This is a genomic window from Thalassospira sp. UBA848, assembly GCF_002295455.1.
Classification (GTDB): domain Bacteria; phylum Pseudomonadota; class Alphaproteobacteria; order Rhodospirillales; family Thalassospiraceae; genus Thalassospira.
Genome location: NZ_DBGS01000131.1, coordinates 35,041 through 55,870, shown reverse-complemented (window position 1 = coordinate 55,870; position 20,830 = coordinate 35,041). Strand labels below are relative to the sequence as shown.

The 20,830-nt window shown below is 55.0% G+C and carries 20 protein-coding genes and 1 pseudogene; 13 read left to right on the top strand and 8 right to left on the bottom strand.

The genetic code is table 11. The features are described from left to right. Positions 1 to 474, bottom strand: a pseudogene (locus B2R48_RS17960) (ABC transporter permease); the annotation flags it as partial. Positions 475 to 568: 94 nt separating this feature from the next. On the opposite strand from B2R48_RS17960, the gene B2R48_RS17955 reads away from it, so the two are divergent. After that, a complete protein-coding gene (locus B2R48_RS17955) occupies positions 569 to 1,276 on the top strand; it encodes a regulatory protein RecX (RefSeq protein ID WP_297003196.1) in 708 nt (235 codons plus the stop codon). Between the two features lie 66 nt (positions 1,277 to 1,342). Further along, positions 1,343 to 1,678, top strand: a complete 336-nt coding sequence (arsC, locus tag B2R48_RS17950) for an arsenate reductase (glutaredoxin) (RefSeq protein WP_297003193.1) — start codon at positions 1,343 to 1,345, stop codon at positions 1,676 to 1,678. A 47-nt stretch (positions 1,679 to 1,725) separates the two neighbouring features. On the opposite strand, the gene B2R48_RS17945 is transcribed toward arsC, so the two are convergent. Continuing rightward, positions 1,726 to 2,352: a hypothetical protein gene (locus B2R48_RS17945; protein ID WP_213475344.1), complete on the bottom strand. Its 627-nt coding sequence runs from the start codon at positions 2,350 to 2,352 to the stop codon at positions 1,726 to 1,728. Positions 2,353 to 2,523: 171 nt separating this feature from the next. Here B2R48_RS17945 and B2R48_RS17940 point away from each other — a divergent pair, with 171 nt between their 5' ends. The 3 genes from B2R48_RS17940 to B2R48_RS17930 are packed head-to-tail and all read left to right on the top strand — an operon-like array spanning position 2,524 to position 3,794. Continuing rightward, a complete protein-coding gene (locus tag B2R48_RS17940) occupies positions 2,524 to 2,892 on the top strand; it encodes a CidA/LrgA family protein (RefSeq protein ID WP_062953619.1) in 369 nt (122 codons plus the stop codon). Then, positions 2,889 to 3,614: an LrgB family protein gene (locus B2R48_RS17935; protein WP_062953618.1), complete on the top strand. Its 726-nt coding sequence runs from the start codon at positions 2,889 to 2,891 to the stop codon at positions 3,612 to 3,614. Before B2R48_RS17940 ends, B2R48_RS17935 begins: the two co-directional genes overlap by 4 nt. Positions 3,615 to 3,620: 6 nt before the next feature. Beyond that, positions 3,621 to 3,794: a hypothetical protein gene (locus tag B2R48_RS17930; protein WP_297003189.1), complete on the top strand. Its 174-nt coding sequence runs from the start codon at positions 3,621 to 3,623 to the stop codon at positions 3,792 to 3,794. Positions 3,795 to 3,847: 53 nt separating this feature from the next. On the opposite strand, the gene B2R48_RS17925 is transcribed toward B2R48_RS17930, so the two are convergent. Further along, the gene (locus tag B2R48_RS17925; RefSeq protein ID WP_297003187.1) at positions 3,848 to 4,300 is read right to left on the bottom strand and encodes a hypothetical protein; all 453 of its coding nucleotides are present in this window, start codon (positions 4,298 to 4,300) and stop codon (positions 3,848 to 3,850) included. Between the two features lie 198 nt (positions 4,301 to 4,498). Here B2R48_RS17925 and B2R48_RS17920 point away from each other — a divergent pair, with 198 nt between their 5' ends. After that, positions 4,499 to 4,942, top strand: coding sequence for a MarR family winged helix-turn-helix transcriptional regulator (locus tag B2R48_RS17920; RefSeq protein WP_297003185.1), 444 nt, complete (start codon positions 4,499 to 4,501; stop codon positions 4,940 to 4,942). Positions 4,943 to 4,978: 36 nt separating this feature from the next. On the opposite strand, the gene truA is transcribed toward B2R48_RS17920, so the two are convergent. Together truA and B2R48_RS17910 are read right to left on the bottom strand one after the other, a co-directional pair. Beyond that, entirely contained in the window at positions 4,979 to 5,725 is a 747-nt protein-coding gene (gene truA, locus B2R48_RS17915; RefSeq protein ID WP_297003183.1) for a tRNA pseudouridine(38-40) synthase TruA, read from the bottom strand. A 111-nt stretch (positions 5,726 to 5,836) separates the two neighbouring features. Beyond that, complete coding sequence (locus B2R48_RS17910; RefSeq protein ID WP_062953614.1) at positions 5,837 to 7,057, bottom strand: argininosuccinate synthase; 1,221 nt, start codon at positions 7,055 to 7,057, stop codon at positions 5,837 to 5,839. Between the two features lie 218 nt (positions 7,058 to 7,275). Between B2R48_RS17910 and B2R48_RS17905 the strand changes: the two genes are divergently transcribed. Together B2R48_RS17905 and B2R48_RS17900 are read left to right on the top strand one after the other, a co-directional pair. After that, on the top strand, positions 7,276 to 7,992 hold the full coding sequence (locus B2R48_RS17905) for a M48 family metallopeptidase (protein ID WP_297003179.1): 717 nt from the start codon (positions 7,276 to 7,278) through the stop codon (positions 7,990 to 7,992). A gap of 80 nt (positions 7,993 to 8,072) precedes the next feature. Beyond that, a complete protein-coding gene (locus B2R48_RS17900; protein ID WP_297003177.1) occupies positions 8,073 to 8,705 on the top strand; it encodes a LysE family translocator in 633 nt (210 codons plus the stop codon). Between the two features lie 101 nt (positions 8,706 to 8,806). Here B2R48_RS17900 and B2R48_RS17895 read toward each other — a convergent pair whose 3' ends face one another. Continuing rightward, entirely contained in the window at positions 8,807 to 9,712 is a 906-nt protein-coding gene (locus tag B2R48_RS17895; RefSeq protein WP_062953611.1) for a LysR family transcriptional regulator, read from the bottom strand. A 189-nt stretch (positions 9,713 to 9,901) separates the two neighbouring features. Between B2R48_RS17895 and B2R48_RS17890 the strand changes: the two genes are divergently transcribed. The 5 genes from B2R48_RS17890 to B2R48_RS17870 all read left to right on the top strand — a co-directional run bounded on the left by B2R48_RS17890 (position 9,902) and on the right by B2R48_RS17870 (position 16,379). Continuing rightward, positions 9,902 to 10,891, top strand: a complete 990-nt coding sequence (locus B2R48_RS17890) for a Bug family tripartite tricarboxylate transporter substrate binding protein (protein ID WP_062953704.1) — start codon at positions 9,902 to 9,904, stop codon at positions 10,889 to 10,891. 61 nt (positions 10,892 to 10,952) lie between these two features. After that, positions 10,953 to 11,480, top strand: a complete 528-nt coding sequence (locus tag B2R48_RS17885) for a tripartite tricarboxylate transporter TctB family protein (protein ID WP_062953610.1) — start codon at positions 10,953 to 10,955, stop codon at positions 11,478 to 11,480. Positions 11,481 to 11,498: 18 nt separating this feature from the next. Continuing rightward, on the top strand, positions 11,499 to 13,001 hold the full coding sequence (locus tag B2R48_RS17880) for a tripartite tricarboxylate transporter permease (RefSeq protein WP_213475328.1): 1,503 nt from the start codon (positions 11,499 to 11,501) through the stop codon (positions 12,999 to 13,001). A 22-nt stretch (positions 13,002 to 13,023) separates the two neighbouring features. After that, positions 13,024 to 14,202, top strand: coding sequence for an acetylornithine deacetylase (gene argE / locus B2R48_RS17875; protein ID WP_297003171.1), 1,179 nt, complete (start codon positions 13,024 to 13,026; stop codon positions 14,200 to 14,202). 746 nt (positions 14,203 to 14,948) lie between these two features. After that, a complete protein-coding gene (locus tag B2R48_RS17870) occupies positions 14,949 to 16,379 on the top strand; it encodes a DUF4041 domain-containing protein (RefSeq protein WP_297003168.1) in 1,431 nt (476 codons plus the stop codon). Between the two features lie 157 nt (positions 16,380 to 16,536). Here B2R48_RS17870 and B2R48_RS17865 read toward each other — a convergent pair whose 3' ends face one another. Continuing rightward, the gene (locus B2R48_RS17865; RefSeq protein WP_249742237.1) at positions 16,537 to 18,417 is read right to left on the bottom strand and encodes a transglycosylase domain-containing protein; all 1,881 of its coding nucleotides are present in this window, start codon (positions 18,415 to 18,417) and stop codon (positions 16,537 to 16,539) included. Between the two features lie 296 nt (positions 18,418 to 18,713). Beyond that, a complete protein-coding gene (locus tag B2R48_RS17860) occupies positions 18,714 to 20,645 on the bottom strand; it encodes a transglycosylase domain-containing protein (protein ID WP_297003165.1) in 1,932 nt (643 codons plus the stop codon). Between the last annotated feature and the right edge of the window lie 185 nt (positions 20,646 to 20,830).

Sequence of the window (20,830 nt, the reverse complement as noted above, 5' to 3'; positions counted from 1 at the left end):
GAAATACAGGATCGCCCAGATGTTGTGAATCGCGACATCGACAAAGAATGACATGAAGATCGCCGTTACAACGCCGACAACCACCCCGCGCGTCACCGCGCCAAAGGCAAAACCGGCAACCATTTCACCGGGCGACAGTGGCGGCATCAGGATATCAACGATGTTGCCCTGAACCTTTGCAATCGTGATCGAGCTGGATGTATTGGCAAAGGCATTCTGCACCATGGTCATCATGATCAGACCCGGGGCGAGGAAGGTGGCAAACGCGATGCCGTTCACCGTTTCAACAGCACGCCCAAGGGCCAGCAGGAAAACAGCAAGAAACAGCAGACTGGTCACAACTGGTGCTGCAACCGTTTGCAAATAGACATTCAAAAACCGACGGACTTCTTTGGCATAAAGGGTCCAAAGTCCAAGCCAGTTCACAGCCCCCATATGACGCGGGGCAAGAGCAGGTTGCTCTGACTCGTTCATGGAATTTCCTTCGGAAAAATGCAGACAATTGCGCGTAAAATAGGGAGAGTGGGGGCACACTTGCAAGGGTGTGAATTCATTCATAGTGGCAGCCATGCGAAACAAACATCGTCAAAGCCCGGAAACCAGCGACTCAGAGCCGGAAAAAAAGCCCGCCGGAAATGCGCGTTTTTCAAGCCGATCAGACAAAAAGTCGAAAACCCGGTCATATGAGCCCAAACGCCCGCGCAAGGTCACCCGTGACTATCTGATGAATTATGCCACCTGGTATCTCGAACGCTTTGCTGCGTCGCGTGCCCGGCTTGAAACGCTGATGCGCGGGAAAATTCGCCTGTCGGTCGCAGAACACGGCACCGACCCGGACGAAGCCGTCGCGTGGATGAATTCGGTGCTTTCGGCCTGCGAAAAGGCGGGATTCATCAATGACGATGCCTATGCCAAGGGACGCGCACGTTCCTTGCTGCGCCGGGGCAAGGCGCTTCGGGTGATTGCCGCTGATCTGTCATCGCGTGGCATTGCCAGTGATCAGGTCGATGCGGCCCTGGCCGAACTCAGGGCCGAGGCCGATGACGCCGCTTATGAAGAAGTGCGCGGCACGGACCCGAACATTGCCGCCGCCGCCGCCTATGCCCGTCGTCGGCGTCTTGGCCCGTGGCGCCGCCCCGACATCCGAGAAGAAAAACGCGACAAGGATATGGCAGCCCTTGCCCGACAGGGTTTTGGCTATGACACCGCCACCCGCATCATCAATAGCGAGATCGAGGAACTTGAAGACCTGCTGTCGATGATCGACGGCATTTGATCAGCCCGCCAAAGCCGGGTATCACTAAACAACACCCAGACACCCGCTGATACGGAGAGCCCACCCATGATGGTCCGCATCTACCACAATCCGCGCTGCTCGAAATCGCGCCAGACCCTGGCCCTGATCGAAGAACAGGGCATCACGCCCGATGTGATCGCCTATCTCGACACCCCGCCCACCCCACAGGAACTTTCAGGCATTCTTGATATGCTCGGCATGAAGCCCGAAGACATCCTGCGCAAGAAGGAGGCCCGCGAAGAAGGCATTGCCGATCTGCGCGGCGACGAGCTGATCGAAGCCCTGTGTGCCCATCCGCGCGCCCTTGAACGCCCGATTGTGGTCAATGGTGACAAGGCCGTTCTCGGCCGTCCGCCGGAAAATGTTCTGGAAATCCTCTAGGACATACGCATGCTATTTTACAATCATGCCTAACAACCGAGGCTTGGCTAAGTTTGCCAAGCTTCAAACAGGCTCTGATGCCTATCTCTCCAGACCTTTTTTGTGGCTGAAGCACTGACGGTGTATGTTCCGGATGCAGCTCCAAGCAACTCGATAATTTCGCCCGCCTTGTCGGCTAAGTGCCATAAATCTGTATAAAAGACCCCCTCTGGCTCGAAATCGAGTAAATGCGCCTGTCTTGCATTTCGATAGTCGCGAAATGCCTTAAGGATTTTTGTTTGGTTGTTTGCTTTAAGTGAACGGTGAGAGTTTGTGTCCTTTAGGCTTTCCCATACATCTCTCGCCCGCGTCAGCTGAAGCTGTCCATTATCTGCCCTGCAAAAATCAGACGCCAACTCGGGTTCTTCAAGACAATGCATCATCCGTGGAATGCAAATTCGATTTTCACCAGCATTGTTATCAAAGAGCCTCGCAACACCGGCAACCGCATTACTCCCCACAACTGACTTAACAATCAGCTTTAGTGAAGCTCTAGCAGGCTGTGATTGTTTCTCGAACCAATACTGAAACTCTTCACTGTCCCATACCAATGCAAACTCACTACATCCGGCCACCCAGTCCCACTGCGTGCGCAACTTTTTTAACCAGTCGTCCAGTGTCTCGACGTCAACCATCGGCTACCCTCCAGCGAACAAAAGCGTCGCTAAAATCCAGAACAGAGTAAATTTTCAAACGCCTGTGCCAACCTGGCACGGGCGTTTTGCGTAATTAATAAAAGTAGAACACCCCCGGACGTATTATGTCATGCGCAGAAAAACATGCATGTACCTGTGGGGAGGTCGCCCGTGATTGCTGCTTTTGCCCTGATCCTCGTTTGCCAGCTCTTTGGCGAGGTGGTCTCGGAACTTTTTGATCTGCCGGTGCCCGGACCGGTCATTGGTCTGGTGTTGCTGTTTGTTGGTCTTCTGATCAAACGCAAGCCGCCCAAGGTGCTGACAGATGCGGCCGACAATCTTTTGATTCATTTCTCGTTGCTGTTCGTTCCGGCCGGTGTCGGGGTTGTCACCCAGATTGATCGCCTTAAAGGTGACTGGCTGCCGATTGCGGCCGCCCTGATCATCTCCACCCTGCTGGCCATGGTGCTGACCGCGCTTTTGATGTCGAAACTGCTGCCCAAGGCCAAACCGGGCGAAAGTCTGGAGGACGGGCAATGAACGAGACTGATATCACCCAGCTTTGGGTTTACCTGTCCGCCAAACCGCTGACCGGGCTGACCATCACGCTTGTCGCCTATGCGATCGGCTTTTGGCTTTATCAGAAAAGCGACCGTAACCCGATCTGCAATCCGGTGGTCATTGCCATTGCCCTGATTGCCCTGTTGCTGAAAGCCACCGGCACGCCCTATGCCACCTATTTCGAAGGTGCGCAGTTCGTTCACTTCCTGTTGGGTCCGGCGACCGTGGCCCTTGCCGTACCCCTGTTTCGCCAGACCGAAACGCTTAAACGCGCGCTGCCCGTCATCGCCTTTGGCGTTCTGTTCGGATCGCTGGTTGCCAGTGCCAGCACGGTCATTCTGGCCTGGGCATTGGGCGCAAGCCCTGAAACGCTGGCCTCCCTTGCCCCGAAATCGGTCACGACACCGGTTGCGATGGGCATTGCTGAAAATATCGGCGGCGTTCCGGCCCTGACCGCGGTTTGCGTGATCGCCACCGGCATTGTAGGGGCCACACTTGGCCCGATGGTGATGAATATGGCGCGCCTCAAGGACTGGCGGGCACGCGGCTTTGCCATGGGCGTGGCATCGCATGGCATCGGCACCGCACGTGCCTTTCAGGTCAATGAAACCGCCGGGGCCTTTTCCGGCCTTGCCATGGGGCTCAACACCCTGGCCACGGCATTGACCATTCCGTTCCTGTGGCACTGGATATTCGGCTAGGCGACAATGCCCTTTGTACTGATCCGCAGGAAAAGCACATCACGCGTACAGGCGGGCAAGGATTCGGCTTATGACCGCAATTACGGCACCAAGGAAATCTGGCGTCAGGAATTCCCCGACATCGAGAAGGTGCAGTTGCCTGATGAGTCCGAACTGTTCGAGTTCTTTGGCTTCGCGTAACGCAAACTGGTGCTGAATTCAGGCAAAAGGGGTGGGACATGTCCCACCCCTTTTTACGTCGATCTCGCCAAAGCCAATCCATCCCGGATATTTAATCCGATCAGGCAGATATTGATCAGACCTGCCAGCAGCTCAAGAATCTGAACGCCGACAAAAAGGCCGTCAAAACGGCCCTGCTGCGCAAGTATGGCCAGTGTAATCGCCGAAGGTGCGAGCACCAGTATGCCATTGGCCGCAATCACCTGCATCCGGCGAAGCTTGGTCTTGAGAATCCCGCTTGGCGTCCCGCCCGACAGGGCAAAACCCGACCCGCCCGTTGCGGTTAGTACAGGGATCAATCCGATCAATCCCCACGCAATGGCCGTCTTCACCAGCGTGATTTCGCCAATGTTTCCGCGCAGTTCAACAATAACCGTCGCCAGCCAGAAGCTGGCAATAAAACCAAGGGCTGCCATGCCCGCAACACGATGCAGGCGGCGCAGCAATAAACGATTGAATGTGGACATCGTAATCTCACTTTCCAGACAGGTTGATACGATGTGGCGCCACACACGATTTCGTCACCATACGTGACCGAGAAAACGCGACCGGTTGCCTGAACAAAACACTCGCGAACCGTTGGGTCATTGCGTACAGTACACAAATTAAATAGCACGCTATGTATTATATAGCAAGCTATGTATTTATACCGTCGAGAAGTTGCCATGCCCCTTGATCGCCGCCAATCCGCTGGATACATGACCAACTGGGCCGCCCGCCTGTTTGCGCGCGCCATTGATCAGAAACTCAAACCGCTTGGACTAAGCAGCGGCTATCTGCCGGTGTTTTTCGCCCTTGCCGATGGCAGTGCGCGTACGCAAAAGCAGTTGGCCCGCGATGCCAGCATCGAACAACCCACCATGGCCGCGACCTTGAACCGGATGGAACGTGACGGGCTGATCACCCGCGAAAAGGACTCTGATGATCGCCGTGTTACCCATATCCGGCTCAGCGATCAGGCGCGGACAAACGCCGCAGACATTCAGGCCATGGTCAATCAGGTCAACGAAACCGCACTTTCCGGGTTAAACAGTCTGGAACAGCGGGTGTTTCTTGATGCGCTGGGCAAGGTTACCACCGCCCTTGCCAAGGCCGAGGACGCGGAATAATCGGCGCTTCGATCTAAACGGAATTTGCTCTGGGGATCAGTAATCGACCTTGACGAAATAAAGCCCGTCCGCCGGGGCCGTCGGGCCACCAGCGGCACGGTCGCAGGCCTCAAGCGCATATTTAACGTCAATCGGCTTCCAGTTGCCCTTTCCGACCAGTACCAGCGTGCCAACCATGTTGCGCACCTGATGATGCAGGAAGGACCGGCTTTCGGTATGGACCCGGATTTCAAGCGGGTTTTCGATACCGCGCGTGACTTCAAGTTTTTCCAGCGTCTTGATCGGACTTTTGGCCTGACATTCACTGGCCCGGAAGCTTGTGAAGTCAAACGTGCCAATCAGGTGCTGGGCCGCTTCATTCATGGCATCAACATCAAGCGGCTTATAGATTCCCCACGCAAGCCCGGCCTCGAACGTCAGCGGGGCGCGACGGTTGATGATGCGATACATGTAGTAGCGTTTCTTTGATGAAAAGCGTGCATGGAAGTCCTCAGTGACTTCCTCGCATTCCTTGATCGCCACCGGATCGGGTTTCAGGTGATGGTTGATCGCATTCATCACCGCGTCCGCCGGGTAATATTTCGGCAGGTCGAAATGCACCACCTGCCCCAGCGCATGCACCCCGGCATCGGTCCGGCCCGACACATAGACGCGCACGAACGTCCCGACGAATTTTTCGATTGCGGTCTCAAAGACCTTCTGAACCGAAATCACTTCGTCCTGGTACTGCCAGCCGTGATAGGGGCGGCCATCATATTCGACGGTGCATTTATAGCGCTGCATGACCGATATAGTTGTCTGAACAAGTTATGCGCCCGGTTATAGCCGGGCTTGGAAACGAAAACGAGGGGCGAAATCGCCCCTCGTTCGCGATCCATCACAGTAGATGCGTGATTACTTCAGATCGTCATTGCCATAGCCAAGGCGCAGACGCAGTGCGTTCAGCTTGATAAAGCCTTCTGCGTCATGCTGGTCATAGACCGTGTCGGCTTCGAACGTGACGTGTTCTTCCGAATAGATCGAGTTCGGCGATTTACGGCCTGTAACCGTGACATTGCCTTTGTAAAGATCAAGGCGAACCGTGCCGTTCACCGAACGCTGGGTATCGTCGATCAGGCGCTGCAGGGCCTGACGTTCCGGCGACCACCAGTAACCGTTATAGATCATCTCCGCATAGCGCGGCATCAGCTCGTCCTTCAGGTGACCGGCATTACGATCAAGCGTGATGCTTTCCATTGCGCGGTGCGCAGTCAAAAGGATGGTGCCGCCCGGGGTTTCGTAAACGCCGCGCGATTTCATGCCGACATAGCGGTTTTCAACCAGATCCAGACGACCGATACCGTTCTTGCCTGCCAGCTCATTAAGCTTGGTCAGCAAGGTGGCCGGGCTCATGCGTTCGCCGTTGATCGCAACCGGGTCACCTTTTTCGAATTCGATTTCGATGGTGGTGATCGCATCAGGTGCGTTCTGCGGGGAAACGGTGCGGACAAACATGTTTTCGTCCGGCTTGACCCACGGGTCTTCCAGCGCCTTGCCTTCATAGGAAATGTGCAGAAGGTTGGCATCGGTCGAATAGGGCGGCTCATCGCCACCGGCCTTGTCGGCCGAAATCGGAATCTGGTGCTTCTGGGCAAAGTCCAGAAGTGCTGTACGCGAATTCAGATCCCATTCACGCCACGGTGCGATAACCTTCACATCCGGCTTCAGGCCATAATAGCCGAGCTCGAAACGGACCTGATCGTTGCCCTTGCCGGTGGCACCATGGGATACCGCATCGGCGCCGACTTCCTTGGCAATCTCGATCTGGCGCTTGGCGATCAGCGGACGCGCGATCGAGGTACCGAGCAGGTAAACACCTTCATACAGTGCATTGGCGCGGAACATCGGGAAGACATAGTCGCGGACAAATTCTTCACGCAGATCTTCGATAAAGATCTGTTTGACGCCGAACATCTCTGCCTTTTTGCGGGCCGGCTCAAGCTCTTCGCCCTGGCCGAGGTCGGCGGTGAAGGTCACGACTTCGCAGTTATACTGTTCGCGAAGCCATTTCAGGATGATGGAGGTATCCAGACCGCCTGAATAGGCAAGGACGACCTTTTTGACCTGATCGCTCATGGGAGTGACGCCTTTCTTCTTCCGATGTAATGCAGGGCGCGGCACCAAACGCCTGCGTCCTGTCGGGGCTGCAACTCATCTGTCGCAAATCGCCCCTAGACCTTGAGCGCGGAGTATAGGAAAACACTACTAAGGGGCAAGACCCAAGATGGGCTTGGCTCCAAAAAGGCACAAAAAGATCGCACTTTTTGCCCCGCTTTTGGAAAAATCTGCACCGAATGCTCAAGAATACCGAAGAAACCGAGATCGATCTGCCCAAAATCGGCCCGCTGCCGGTCCGTTTGCGCCCAAGTGCGCGCGCGACGCGACTCAAGCTGCGCATCGATCCGACATTTGACGGCGTTGAAATCGTCGTGCCCAAAGGGGTCTCGCGCAAGATGGCGATTTCGATGCTCCATCAGCATGGCGACTGGGTCACCGCCCACATGCAACGCCTGCCCGAACGGGTGCAATTTGCGCCGGGCGCGTGGATTCCGTTTTTGGGCCACGATCACGCCATTCGTGCCGTGCCCGATGCCAAACGCGGAGTCTGGGTCGAGGCGGGTGTTATCTGGGTGTCGGGTCAGCCCGAACACACCAACCGCCGGGTAACCGATTTCCTTAAGAAGCAGGCCAAGCTTGAAATCGCCCCGCGTGCGCATGCCTATGCCGAACAGATCAGTAAAAAGGTCAATCGCATTTCGCTAAAGGACACCCGGACGCGCTGGGGCAGTTGTTCGTCCTCGGGCAATCTGTCGTTCAGCTGGCGGCTGGTGCTGGCCCCCGAAGATGTGCTGGATTACGTCGTCGCCCACGAAGTCGCGCATTTGCAGGAGCTTAATCATTCTGCCCGCTTCTGGGCCGTGGTAGATGATTTGTATGGCCCGTCAAAAAAGCAGCAACACTGGCTGAAGAAAAACGGGCCAGCCCTGCATCGCTATGGCGCGGGAACCTGACATTGCGCACCGCCACAGCCACCCCGACGCCAACCGTAAAATAAGCATCCCCCACATTCCGTTCGGAAAGACGCCCCGATATGCTGATCCCTTTTGAAACCCTTGCGATTTTCATCCCCACCGCGCTGGCGCTGAACATGACGCCGGGCAATGACATGCTGTTTTGTCTGGGTCAGGGCATCAAATCGGGGCCGATGGCGGGCAATGCGGCAAGTTTCGGGATTGCCACGGGGGCGCTGATCCACACCATGCTTGCGGGACTGGGTCTGGCGGCACTCGTTGCCGCTCATCCGGTGGCACTTGATGTGTTGCGCTGGGCGGGGATTGCCTATCTGGTGTGGCTGGCGATTGGTGCGTTTCGAAGTACAGATCAGCGCCTGAAACCCGCACAAACCAAGCGTTCCGGCGCGTTTGCCGCCTGGCGGGACGGGATTGTGGTGAACCTTCTGAACCCCAAGATCATTGTCTTTGTGCTGGCGTTTATTCCGCAGTTTGTCGATGCGTCACGCGGGTCGGTGTTGTTGCAGTTCCTGATTTTCGGGCTGATTTTGAATATCGGCGGGACGATTATCAATTGCCTGGTGGGCAGTTTTGCCGGGAAAATCGGGCAGGTTCTGTCACGGTCTGCGAAGATTGCCCGTGCCTTTCAGATCGCGACCGGATGTATCTTTTTGGGGCTTGCCGCCAAGCTGGCAATCGATAAAGGAAATTGAATAATCCGGGGCATTATTCAAAATTTCTGAATAATCGTTGTTTCACAGGTGTTTCACAGATGTTTCACAGATCAGCTGCGAAAACCCAGCACATCAAATCCTCATACAATACAGCCACTGGCCCGCAGATTTGGCAATTCGGCCCGCAGGAATGCCAGAAAGCTTTTTTCCACCGCGCTCAGTTCACGTGACGAGGTAAACAGCGCGACATCCCATTCGATGGAGGGCGTCAAAGTCCGCGCGACCACCTTGTCGGTATCGGCCAAAAGGGCAGCGAACGGATCGCTGACAGCAATGCCGACATTGCGTTCGACAAGGCGCGAAATTGTCCGGATCGTGCGGGCCTCGACCGCGATTTTGCGCGGCCAGCCGGCAATCTGGAAGATATAGTCGATCTTGGTGCGCAAGGGGGATCCGATGGACAGCTCGACAAAGTCCTCGCCGCGCAGCAAATCGATATCGATGGTTTCAAACTTTGCCAGTCTGTGATCAACCGGCATCAGACAGACGGCACGCGATTGCGCAAGCGGGGTGATCACAACATCGGGGTCCTGCAGATCAAGGGTAATCCCGATGCCCAGATCGCATTGCCGGGTGGCAATCATGTCAAGCATCCCTTCGAGTCCCGTATCAGTAATACTGATCGAAACGTTCGGGTGGTTCTGTTTGAACTTTGCAATGACATCAAGCAGATAAGTATCGACATAGATCGGCTGGGCAGCGATCCGGATTGCGCCGAGCTGATCATTGGCAATCGCACGCGCCTGGGTTTCAACCTCGCGAAAGGCATTCAGCGATCGCAGCACGGTTGCATGGAACTGCTGGGCCTCGCTGGTGGCGGTCAGCTGATTGCGTTTGCGGGTAAACAGTTCAAACCCGACCGATTTTTCAAAATTGTTCAGCAACCGGCTGACCATCGGCTGGGAAATGTTCATCGCCTGAGCCGCACGCGTTACAGAACCGTGGGTCATAAAGGCATTGAAACTTTCAAGTTCGCGCAGGTTCAAATCACTCTCTCCGACATTCGGCTTTCATCCGCACCGGGTCTTTCAGTATGTATTTTAGTTATACTGGAATTAATTTTTTGCGTCACCAGTTATGCTTTGGTTATGCAGGAAGGCACAAAAACAAAAGACAGAGTGAAAACCCGTCTGAGCTCCGGCAATCCTGCCACCACCATCCAGGGAGACATGAAAATGTTTCGACAGCTCAAAAAAGCAGCCGGCATTGCTGCTGCCATCCTTGCAACGACAACCATGATTTCCACAGCCCAGGCCGATGCCTATCCCGAGAAGGCCGTGACGCTGGTCGCGCCGTATGGCGCTGGCGGTGCATCTGACCTGGCCGCCCGTGCGCTGGCAGAGACCGCAAACAAGTATACCGGCGGGCAGCCGGTCGTTGTTGTCAACAAAACCGGCAATGGCGGCATGAATGGCGCGCGCTTTGTTTCCGAAGCGGACCCGGATGGCTATACCCTTCTTCTGTCGCGTGTCGGCATGGCGCTTTATCCGGCTGTTTACACCGACAGCCCGGTTGGCTGGGATGCCTACACCTTCCTTGGCATGCTTGAAGCAACCCCGATGATTTTGGCTGTTAACGCCAATTCCGACATCCAGAACATCGACGAGCTGATTGCCAAAATCAAAGACAGCAACGGTGCAACCACCTATGCCGCATCCGGCCCCACCGCGATTGACGGCTTTACGGTTCAGGCATTGCTGTCTGACGTTGGTCTTGACCCGCTGACCGCTTCCACCCTCGTGCCATACAAAGGCGGCTCTGCTTTGGCTGCTGCCCTTCTTGGCGGTCACGTTGACTTCCTGGCCATTGCTGCCGGTTCACTGATGCCCCACATCGAAGCCGGTAAAATGCGTCCGCTGATGGTTTATTCGCCCAAGCGCATGGCCGCACTGCCGGACGTCCCGACCGCCAAGGAACTCGGCTATGCACAGGCTGGTCAGGTTGGCGGCTGGAGCGGTTTGTATGCTCCGAAGGGTCTTCCGGAAAACGTCGTTGCGAAATGGACCGAGATCCTGGGTCAGGTTGCAACCGACGAACAGTGGCTTGACCTTGCCGCCAAGCGTGGCTCGACCTCGATCATTGGTGATCAGGACCCGGCCGCCTTCGTCAAGAGCCAGTACGAGCTCTATAACGGCATGGCCAAGAAGTTTGGCTACATCCAGTAAGCGATAGGGTCCCGACCCTACCAACGTCGTTTAATTCAGACTTTTGATGCGAGACGGAACCATGAACCAAAATCGCGATTTCTATGCCGGACTGGTGGCCACGGTGTTCTTTGCCGTCATCCTGTTCGTTCTGATTCCGATCTATGTGAAGGTTCCGTCTTTCATTCCGGGCTTTGCCCCGCCACCTGACATGTGGCCGCGCGTGGTCGCGGTGATCGGGCTGGTGATGGGGGTTCTTGCCCTTGTTCTTGCCTTTCCCAAGATGCGCGAAGCCAGCCGCAATCAGGTCGAAGGCCTTGGCAGTCGCGTGCTTGGCAACAAGACCCACATTCAGCGCTTTGTTGGCGTCTTGATCGTGTTTGCCGCCTTTGTCTATGGCATGCCCCTGATCGGTTTTGTTCCGGCAACGGTGTTGTTGCTTGGCGTGCTGTTCATCATGACGGGCAATTTCGAACGCAAATTCTGGATGATCGGCCTTTCGATCATCTTCCCGGTCTTGCTGTATCTGCTGTTTACCAAGGTCACGCACACGCCCTTCCCCGAAGGCAAGCTGTTGTCTTTCAGCCTTTCTGACCTCGTAACACTTTAACCGAGAGCCCCGAACGTTATGTGGAATGAATTGCTTTACGCCTTTGAGGCGGTCGCGACCCTTCCGAATTTTCTGGCGATGTTTGCCGGGATCTGGGCCGGGGTGATCATCGGTGCCATTCCGGGCATGACCGGAACAATGGCCGTGACGCTGGCACTGCCCTTTACGTTTTACCTGCCGCCGGTCACCAGCATTTTGCTTTTGGTGGCGCTGTATAAAGGGTCAACCTATGGCGGGTCGATTTCGGCCATTCTGATCAAGACACCGGGGACGGCATCGGCCGCGTGCACGGTGCTGGACGGTTATCCGCTGGCGCGTGCCGGCAAGGGTGGCAAGGCCCTGAATATCGCGCTGGTATCAAGCTGTATCGGTGACTTTATTTCGAACATTTCGCTGTTCTTCCTGGCCATTCCGCTGGCGACCTTTGCGCTGCGGGTCGGACCGCCGGAATTCTTCATGCTGATGGCGTTTTCATTGACCATCGTGGCAAGTATTTCGGGCCGTTCGCTGGTTCTGGGGATCATTTCGGCCTGTCTTGGCCTGCTTCTGGCGACCGTGGGCGAGGATATTTACGGATCTTATCGGTTCGCGCTTTCCGAAGACATGAAATCGGGTCTTGGCATGGTGCCGGTTCTGATCGGTCTGTTTGCCCTGCCGGAACTGATCAAGATGGTTGTCTTCCGCCCGGAAGAAAACAACGATGCGATGAAGCTTGGCGATAACCGCCTGACCCTTGCGGAGTTTCGCGGGTCGATCAAATCGATTTTCCGCGGATCAATCATTGGCGTGATCCTTGGTGCGATCCCCGGCATTGGCCCGTCGACAGCCGCCTTCTTTTCCTATAGCGAAGCGCGCCGGACGTCGAAAAACGGTGACAAGTTCGGCGAGGGTGAGCTTGAAGGCATTGCCGCATCCGAGTCCGCCAATAACGGGTCTTGTGGTGCCACCATGATCCCGCTTCTGGCCCTTGGCGTGCCGGGGGATGTGATTACCGGTGTGATGCTCGGTGCCTTTATGATCCACGGCCTGACACCGGGACCGCTTCTGTTCCAGAACAATCTGGGCGATGTCTATGCGCTGTTTATCGGCATCCTGTTTAGCTCTGTCTTCCTGTTTATCGCAGGCAAGGCAACAGCCGGTGCCTTTACCAAGATTTCGCGCATTCCCCAGACGCTGCTTTTGCCCTGCATTCTGATCCTGTGCGTTTATGGCATCTATTCCATCGGGGCCAGCCCGTTTGATGTCACAGTCCTTCTGGTGATGGGTGTGGTCGGCTTTGCCATGATGTTGCTCAACATCCCGGCAGCCCCGTTCCTGATCGCCTTTATCCTTGGCCCGATGTTTGAAGACAATATGCGCCGGTCGCTTGCCATTTCGCGCGGTGATCTTGGTGTCTTCTTCCAGTCATGGATTTCCTGGGGCTTCTTTGCCCTGACCGTTCTGTTCGTCATCCTGACCATTCGCCGCGAATGGAAGAAATGGCGCAACAATCGCAATGCCGATGCGGCATCTGCGTCCTGATCCGAGCAAAAAAGAAGATAAAATGTCCAAACCAAACATGTCGCGTCTCCACAATGCCATTGATCTGCTTGGCAAACTGGTGGCGTTCGACACGACCAGCAAAAACTCCAATCTTGGTCTGATCCATTTCGTCCGTGACTATCTGGCGGAATACGGCATTGAGTCGACGCTGTTCCATGATGAAACCGGACAGAAGGCCAACCTTCTGGCGACCATCGGTCCCAAAGGGGTACCGGGCATTGCGCTTTCGGGTCATACCGATGTGGTGCCCGCCCTTGAAACCACCTGGGAAAGCCCGGCGTTTGAGCTGACCGAGCGCGATGGCAAGCTTTATGGTCGTGGGGCGGCGGACATGAAGGGCTTTTCGGCCTGCGCGCTGGCGATGATCCCGGAACTGGTCAAACGTGATCTTGAAATCCCGTTTCATCTTTGCCTGTCCTATGACGAGGAAGTCGGCTGCATCGGTGTTGGGTCAATGGTCGATCACTTGGCGGCGATGGAGACACCACCGCGTCTGGCCGTGATTGGCGAGCCGACCAACATGAAGGTCATCAATGGCCAGAAGGGTAAATATTCCATGCGGGTTGGCGTGACCGGCACGGCGGGGCACAGTTCCTTTGCCCCCAATCACGTCAATGCCATCGAATATGCATCGCGTGCGATTAACCTGATTGCCGAACAGGCCCGGGATTTTGAAGAAAACGGCCCGTTTGACGAAGACTTCACCGTGCCGCACAGCACGATGCTGACGACCACGATCAGCGGCGGGACCGCGACCAACGTCACCCCGGAATATTGCGAATTCACCTTTGAAATTCGCCATCTGCCCGACCATGACGCCGAAGCGGTGATCGCCGGTCTGCAACAGACCATCATGGATACTCTGGATGCGGAGATGAAGGCCAAGGCGGAAGATACCGGCTTTAGCTTCGAGAAGATCTTTTCCTATCCGGGCATGGGTGATTGCACGGATGCGGACGCCTTTTCCTATGTCAGCAACATCATCCCGGAAATTTCGGGCAAGGTGTCATATGGCTCCGAAGGGGGCGTATTTGAAAAGCAGGGCAACATCCCGTCGATCATTTGCGGTCCGGGCAGCATCCGACAGGCCCACAAGCCCAACGAGTTCATTGAAATTTCGCAGATCGAGGAATGCCTGGACTTCCTCGAAGCGTTAACGGATCAGGCCATCGCGGCCTGATATCTCACCATGACGAAGCGCCACCCGCACCGTCAGTTGGAACCCTGCAGCAGAATGTCTCCCATCCCGATGCTGCACCCACGGGGTTTTGACAGGTGAGAAACTCCCGATCACATCCCCCCCGATGTGATCAAAGCAAGCCAAACTCAAGGCCGGCTCGTGAAAGCGATGCCGGTCTTTTTTTGTGGTTTTAGCGGAAATAAGGAAAAAATGAACCTGTCCCCTTTTCACTTTCTTTTCGCCCTGTTGGAAGCATTAACCTTGCTTCGGGTATTTGCGCTTGCTTTCTTTTCGTGTCAATCTTAGCAGGAACACAATCTTTCCGGGTATTGCTGCATGGGTTCTATTTGCTTGCTCTACAGGCTGGTCCGGTGAGCATAGGTCTACTGTATCGATAAAGGCTCAAGTTGGGATTGCAAGTTATGGCTCGAAGAAGCGCTTTAAGGACGACTATTAAGGTTGTTAAGGCCATTGATAGGGCTAACCGACGAGCCATTAAGGAACGAGAGCGACAGGAGAGGGCTAGAGAGAGAGAGGCCCTGCAACGTCAGCGAGAACGGGAGCGTTTGCAGCGTGAGCGAGAAAGGGAAAAGCTAAAGCTGCAGAAAGAGAAAGAAAAGCGCCAAAAGGAGCTGCTAAAGGTCGCGATTCAAAAAAATCGCGAGGAAGAGAAAATCGCCTACGAGAAGAGATGTATCCGTAGAAAGAACCTTAGAGAGACAATTATTGATTTGGAGTTGATGTAGGTGGATTATTCTCTTCCAGTATATATTTTGATTTCAGTTTGTTCCTCTGTAGTTGTTACATACGCCTTTGTTCGTCGCCGGTTTGGTAAGAAAATTAAGAATTTTTCTTCATTAGAGCGTGATATTGAAGAGAGAATTGCGAGGAAATCTGAGCTAAATACGCAACTGATCGAAGCGAATGAAAGTCTCAAAAATATTAAATCTGAGACAGCTGACCTTCGGCAGCTTAAGGATTCTGAGGGGGCGTTAATAGAAGCTGTCGAGTGCCTGAAGGAAGAGCAGGGCGAGATTTCTCAAAATATTAAGAATGCTAGAATTCAGCTTTCAAACATAAAAAACGAAATGTCTGAGCTCGTACCTCAGCTCGATTTGTACTCGCGGCTTGAAGATTTTGTTAGTTACGGGCATTTCGAAACTCCCGACTACTTATTCGAGACAACCGAACGATTTGAAGAAGAAATTCGGCGCGTTCGAGATCAGCAAAAAGAGCTCATCTCTAGTAACCGAGCTGTTGAGATCCCTGATTCGATAAAGTTGTCACAAGATGAGGCTCAGAATAAGAAAATTCTCAAGGGTCAAAGCCAGTTATTGTTAGCGGCCTTTAACATCGAATGTGATTTTCTAATCGGAAAAGTTTCCCCAAGTCGGTTTTCTAGATCTTTAGAGCAGATAGAAAAACTCGCAAACAAGCTTGAGAAAAACATGCTCAGCTTAAAGTGTGGGATTACCGATGCATATATAAAGCTGAAGTTCGAAGAATGCCGACTGTTCTATCAATACAAGTTGAAGAAGCAGGAAGAGCAAGAGGAACAGCGCCTCATTAGAGAGCAAATACGGGAAGAGCAAAAGGCAATTAGGGAATACGAAGCCGCAATAGCAAAAGCTGAGCAGGAAGAGAAAATCTATCGAGATATGCTTGAAAAAGCGCGAGAAGAATTGCTTCTTCTTGGAGATGAGCAAAAGGCGGCGGCAGAATCCAGAATCAAGGAGCTTGAGGAAAAGCTTCTGGAAGCTGAAGCAAGTGAGAGGCGTGCTAAAAGCTTGGCCGAGCAAACCAGAAAAGGCCACGTATATATCATTAGCAACATTGGCTCGTTTGGAGAGAACGTTTATAAAATCGGTCTCACGCGGCGTCTGGATCCGATGGACCGCGTCAAAGAACTCGGCGATGCCAGTGTTCCATTCCCTTTCGATGTCCATGCAATCATCTACTACGACGATGCCCCTGCACTGGAAGCTGCGCTGCACCGCGAGTTCTCTCATTCGAGAGTAAATGCCGTAAACTTGCGCAAAGAATTTTTCAGAGTGGACTTAGAGAAAATTCGAACCGCTACAAACAAGCTAACAGAGAAAGAAGCTGAGTTCCGAACTACGATTGTTGCCGAAGAGTATTACGAAACGAAACGGTTACAAGAGGCTCACTCTGCTTAAAAGGGGGACAGTCCCCTTTTCACATTTGCTGTCCATAGATTCCCGCCTTCGCGGGAATGACGGATGGGATGGGATGGGGCGGCGCTGAGCGAGCGGTTGAACGAAAACAGGCGGCCCGAAGACCGCCTGTAATTTCGCCAAAGACACTTGAGGTGCCTTACTGCTTCTTGTTGCCCGAACTGTAGCCGGCGGTGAAATCGCGCCAGCTGTCGTCCTCGCCGATCTTTTTGGAGCGCGCGAGTGCGGCCTTGCCAAGCGACCGGACCGGGATGTTTTGGTGGGCGTGCAGCATGAAATCACGCCAAAGCGCGGCGGGAAGCCCACCACCGGTGACCTGTTCATCCATCGGACTGCCATCGTCATTGCCCATCCAGATGCCCGCCACCAGATCGGAGCTGTAGCCGATGAACCAGGCATCGCGGTAATCGGACGTCGTGCCGGTCTTGCCCGCGGCCGGGCGGTCAATGATGGCGTTGCGCCCGGTGCCCTTGGACACGACCGCGGCCAGCATGTTGTTCATTTCCCCGGCATGAAGCGGGTTCATCAGACGGGACGGGAAGTCGTCAGAGCGTTCATACAGCACTTCGCCCCCCTTGCCGGTGATCTTGCTGACCGCATGCGGGAAAACGGCAAAACCGCCATTGGCAACGATGGCATAGGCACCGGTGAGCTCGAGCATCGAGACTTCGCTGGTGCCAAGGGCGAGGCTTGGTTCCGGTTTGAGTTCCGATGAAACGCCCATGTCGCGGGCCTTTTGAATGACCTTGTCCAGGCCGACTTCAAGGGCAAGCTGTACGGCAATCGAGTTGTTCGAGGTCGCGACCGCATCACGGATCGACATGGTGCCGTGATGCTTGCGATCAAAGTTGCGCGGTTCCCACCCGTCAATGACGATCGGTCCGTCACGCATCCAGTCATTTGAGCCAAAACCGTTTTCAAGCCCGGCGAGATAGACAAACAGCTTGAATACCGAGCCCGGTTGACGGCGCGCCTGTGTCACGCGGTTATACTGGCTTTCAAAATAATCACGGCCGCCGACCATGGCGCGCACCGCCCCGTCGGGCGTCATCGCCAGAAGGGCGGCCTGTCCGACATTGTGTTCCTTGGCACCGTTGCTTTCGAGCGCACGGAGCAGGTTTTCCTCGGCGATTTCCTGAAGGCGGGAATCAAGCGTGGTATGTACCAGAAGATCCTGATCGACATAGCCAACATAATCGCGCACCCGATCAAGAACCCAGTCCGAGAAATAGCGAACCCCCGGCCCGCTCTGAGCGGAACGCGCGGTTCGTACACGGGTCTGTTTGGCGCGTTCGGCGCGCGCCTTGGTCAGTGCCCCGGTCGATGCCATCGCGGCCAGAACGACATTGGCGCGATCAGCGGCAATTTCGGGATCAACCATCGGGTTATAGCGGCTTGGTGCCTTGGGCAGACCGGCCAGAACCGCCGCCTCATACAGGTTCAGGCGCCGCGGGTCGGTGCCGAAATAATGGCGTGCTGCGGCATCAATGCCATAAACACCCGATCCGAAATAAATGCGGTTGAGGTACAGCGACAGGATCTGTTGCTTATCAAACTTGAATTCCAGCCAGATGGCCAGAAGCACCTCTTCGATCTTGCGGCCAAAGGAACGTTCGGGTGACAGGAACAGGTTCTTGGCGAGCTGCTGGGTGATGGTGCTGCCGCCTTCGGTAATGCGCCCGGCGGTCAGGTTGGCCCAGGCTGCACGCATGATACCAACGACATCAATGCCGAAATGGTCATAAAAGCGGCGGTCTTCGATGGAAACAAAGGCCTGACCGACATAATCGGGAAGGTCACGCACTTCGACCGGGTTTCCGTATCGATTGCCATAGGCGGCCAGATTCTGGCCATCAATGCTGATCACGCGGATGGATGGTTTGCGTTCGCTCGCAACATCAAAGCTGACCTTGTCTGGCAGGCCATAGCCGTAATAGGCAACAACCCCGCCGCCCAGAACCATGACCCAGATCGAGCCGAGAACGATGAATTTTGCAATGGCTTCCGGCCCCGGAATCATATCGCCGAGGCGCGCGAAAAGACCACCGCCCTTCCTGCGCGCGCTGCTGACCCGTTTTTTGGTCTTTTTGGAACCTTTCGATCCCTTACGGACACTTTTCTGTCTTTTGAATTCTCTTTGCGCCACAAACGCACCTATCGGTCTGGTCCGGCCCTGGCACACGCGAACTCACCGGTTATGTCAACGCGCCCCAAAATCGCGTCCAACAGGTGATCGCGCCGCTGTTTCCGGCGAATGTCAATTTTTGTCCCAACCGAGGAGGGAGTCCCCCGTCTCCCCGTTCTGCGACGGTTTTGTCAGTTATTATTGCTTGCCTGATCGTGCTTCCACAGATCCTTTACGCCATCGCCTGCGCGACGGCGTTCTGATGATGCACGGACCATTGAACGAATGGGCAATCCATCATGCGCGTCCAGCATAAATAACCGCCACAAAGACGCAAGCTCTACCTCGCCGCGCACGTCCATACGCGACCCGTCATCATTGCCAGCCCATACCGTTGTGATCAGATCGGACGAGAAGCCAACATACCACGCATCAGAACGCCCGCCGGCCACCGTTCCATACCCGGCAAAGGGCCGATCAAGGCGCACCTGCGGATCGGTAACACTGGCAAACAGCACATATGATCCCTGGATGGCCTCGTCGGTCAGCTGTTTTTCCTGAACCGCGTCAACGCGCTGATAGACCGGTGTCGCGCTTTCATCCCCGGTATATGACACCCTGTTGATCAGGGTCATCTGGACCGGCTTGCCGGAATTTTGCGGCAGGGCATGGATGGCGGTGATATCGGAAATGGTGACCGGGTCGAGCCCGACGACGGTCCGGATGTCTGTTGAAAGCGGACTTTTGATCCCGATGTCGTGGGCAAACTGCCGGACATTCAATAGCCCGAAGTGATCAGCCAGGCTGGTTGGTACCGTGTTGACGTCACGCACAAATGCCTCGCGCAGTGAAATCATGCCCATATAGTCATGATCAGGGTTGATCGGCCGCCAGCCGCCCACCGCCATGCGATTGTCGCGCACCCATTGCGCCGGGTCGCTGTTTTGATTCAGGGCATAATAATAGGTGGCGATCTTGATCATGCGCCCGGCAGAACGCCTAACCTCGGTCACGCGATTGCGCTGGAATGGTGAATAATCCGCACCGCCGATCATCGCACGAATGCGTCCTTCGGGGCTGATCGACAACAGCCCGGTCTGGTTTGCGCCGCGCGGCTTGATGCGCAATTTGGCGACTTCGGGGACAATTTGCTGTGCCAGATTCTGGATTGTCCAGTCGATGCTGGTGAGAACGTCGATGTCACGGCTGCTATAGCCGACGATGTCGGCAACTTCTTCGAGCACCATGTCCACGACATAGCCCGAAAGCACGTTTTCGGCGTATTGCACATCAAGTTGCGGCTCAATCAAGGTCAAGGCCGAAACACGGTCCGCCTCGATGAACTTGTACTGACCCAGACGGGCCAAAATCTTGTTGGCTTCTTCGGCGGTTTCACGCGGATAAAACAGCGGATTGAAGGTTTCCGGATCGCTGATGGCTGCGGCCAGAACAGCGGCCTGATGCAGGGTCATGCGCTCTGCCGGGCCGCCATACCAAAGCCGGGAGGCCGCAGAAATGCCAAAAATACCGCGCCCGACATAGCTGCGTTCAAGGTAGCTTCGCAAAATCGTCTTTTTGCTGAAATTCCATTCCAGCCACAGGGCAACCAGAAATTCCTGCATATGGCGTCCGGGGCCGCTGTCCTTGCGCTTGAAGAAGCTGCGCGCGACTTTCATGGTAATCGTCGATCCCGGCGCATCTTGGGTGCTGAAAATCCGTGCGAAATCAGCGCCCGATACCCCGAGATGATCAAAAAAGTCCGGATCAGCCGCCGCGACAAAGACATTCTGAACCCGTTCGGGCAATGTTGTCAGCGACACGTCCTGGCTGTAATGCCCCTTGATGGTTTCAAGCAGGGCACCGTCATAGCCGAGAATCCGGATTTCCGGGCTGCGCACCATGTTGCGGCTCAGGTCCAGATTGGACTTGATTGAATAGATGATGCCGAAAATGGTCAGGAACACGACAGAGAAACACACCCCGAACACAATCATGCGCCGTCGACGCTGACGGCGGAGTGCTTCGCGTCGTTCCTTTGCGGCGATGCGTTTCATCGCCGCCTTGGCGGCTGTTCTGCCGCCTTCGTTATTTTCGTCTTCGCCGTTTTCGTTTTCTTCTGCCACGCCGCGTGTCCGTTTTTGCCCGCGTTTTAGGGTCAGGACCCTGAATGCTCTCTGACAGTAAAGCGCCAAGCTGTTAAAAAAGTACTGTTAACCATACAAACGTATGGTGAGGCTTACACAAGGGGTCCCGTTTTGCTTGTGCCCGTTTTGCTTGTGATAGTGTGACCATATGGGAACAAGGCGGG

Excerpts from the sequence above, each read along its gene's own strand:
- B2R48_RS17955 (WP_297003196.1), top strand. The coding sequence starts at position 569 with ATGCGAAACAAACATCGTCAAAGCCCGGAAACCAGCGACTCAGAGCCG.
- arsC (WP_297003193.1), top strand. The coding sequence starts at position 1,343 with ATGATGGTCCGCATCTACCACAATCCGCGCTGCTCGAAATCGCGCCAG.
- B2R48_RS17945 (WP_213475344.1), bottom strand. The coding sequence starts at position 2,352 with ATGGTTGACGTCGAGACACTGGACGACTGGTTAAAAAAGTTGCGCACG.
- B2R48_RS17935 (WP_062953618.1), top strand. The coding sequence starts at position 2,889 with ATGAACGAGACTGATATCACCCAGCTTTGGGTTTACCTGTCCGCCAAA.
- B2R48_RS17930 (WP_297003189.1), top strand. The coding sequence starts at position 3,621 with ATGCCCTTTGTACTGATCCGCAGGAAAAGCACATCACGCGTACAGGCG.
- B2R48_RS17925 (WP_297003187.1), bottom strand. The coding sequence starts at position 4,300 with ATGTCCACATTCAATCGTTTATTGCTGCGCCGCCTGCATCGTGTTGCG.
- B2R48_RS17920 (WP_297003185.1), top strand. The coding sequence starts at position 4,499 with ATGCCCCTTGATCGCCGCCAATCCGCTGGATACATGACCAACTGGGCC.
- truA (WP_297003183.1), bottom strand. The coding sequence starts at position 5,725 with ATGCAGCGCTATAAATGCACCGTCGAATATGATGGCCGCCCCTATCAC.
- B2R48_RS17910 (WP_062953614.1), bottom strand. The coding sequence starts at position 7,057 with ATGAGCGATCAGGTCAAAAAGGTCGTCCTTGCCTATTCAGGCGGTCTG.
- B2R48_RS17905 (WP_297003179.1), top strand. The coding sequence starts at position 7,276 with ATGCTCAAGAATACCGAAGAAACCGAGATCGATCTGCCCAAAATCGGC.
- B2R48_RS17900 (WP_297003177.1), top strand. The coding sequence starts at position 8,073 with ATGCTGATCCCTTTTGAAACCCTTGCGATTTTCATCCCCACCGCGCTG.
- B2R48_RS17890 (WP_062953704.1), top strand. The coding sequence starts at position 9,902 with ATGTTTCGACAGCTCAAAAAAGCAGCCGGCATTGCTGCTGCCATCCTT.
- B2R48_RS17885 (WP_062953610.1), top strand. The coding sequence starts at position 10,953 with ATGAACCAAAATCGCGATTTCTATGCCGGACTGGTGGCCACGGTGTTC.
- B2R48_RS17880 (WP_213475328.1), top strand. The coding sequence starts at position 11,499 with ATGTGGAATGAATTGCTTTACGCCTTTGAGGCGGTCGCGACCCTTCCG.
- argE (WP_297003171.1), top strand. The coding sequence starts at position 13,024 with ATGTCCAAACCAAACATGTCGCGTCTCCACAATGCCATTGATCTGCTT.
- B2R48_RS17865 (WP_249742237.1), bottom strand. The coding sequence starts at position 18,417 with ATGATTCCGGGGCCGGAAGCCATTGCAAAATTCATCGTTCTCGGCTCG.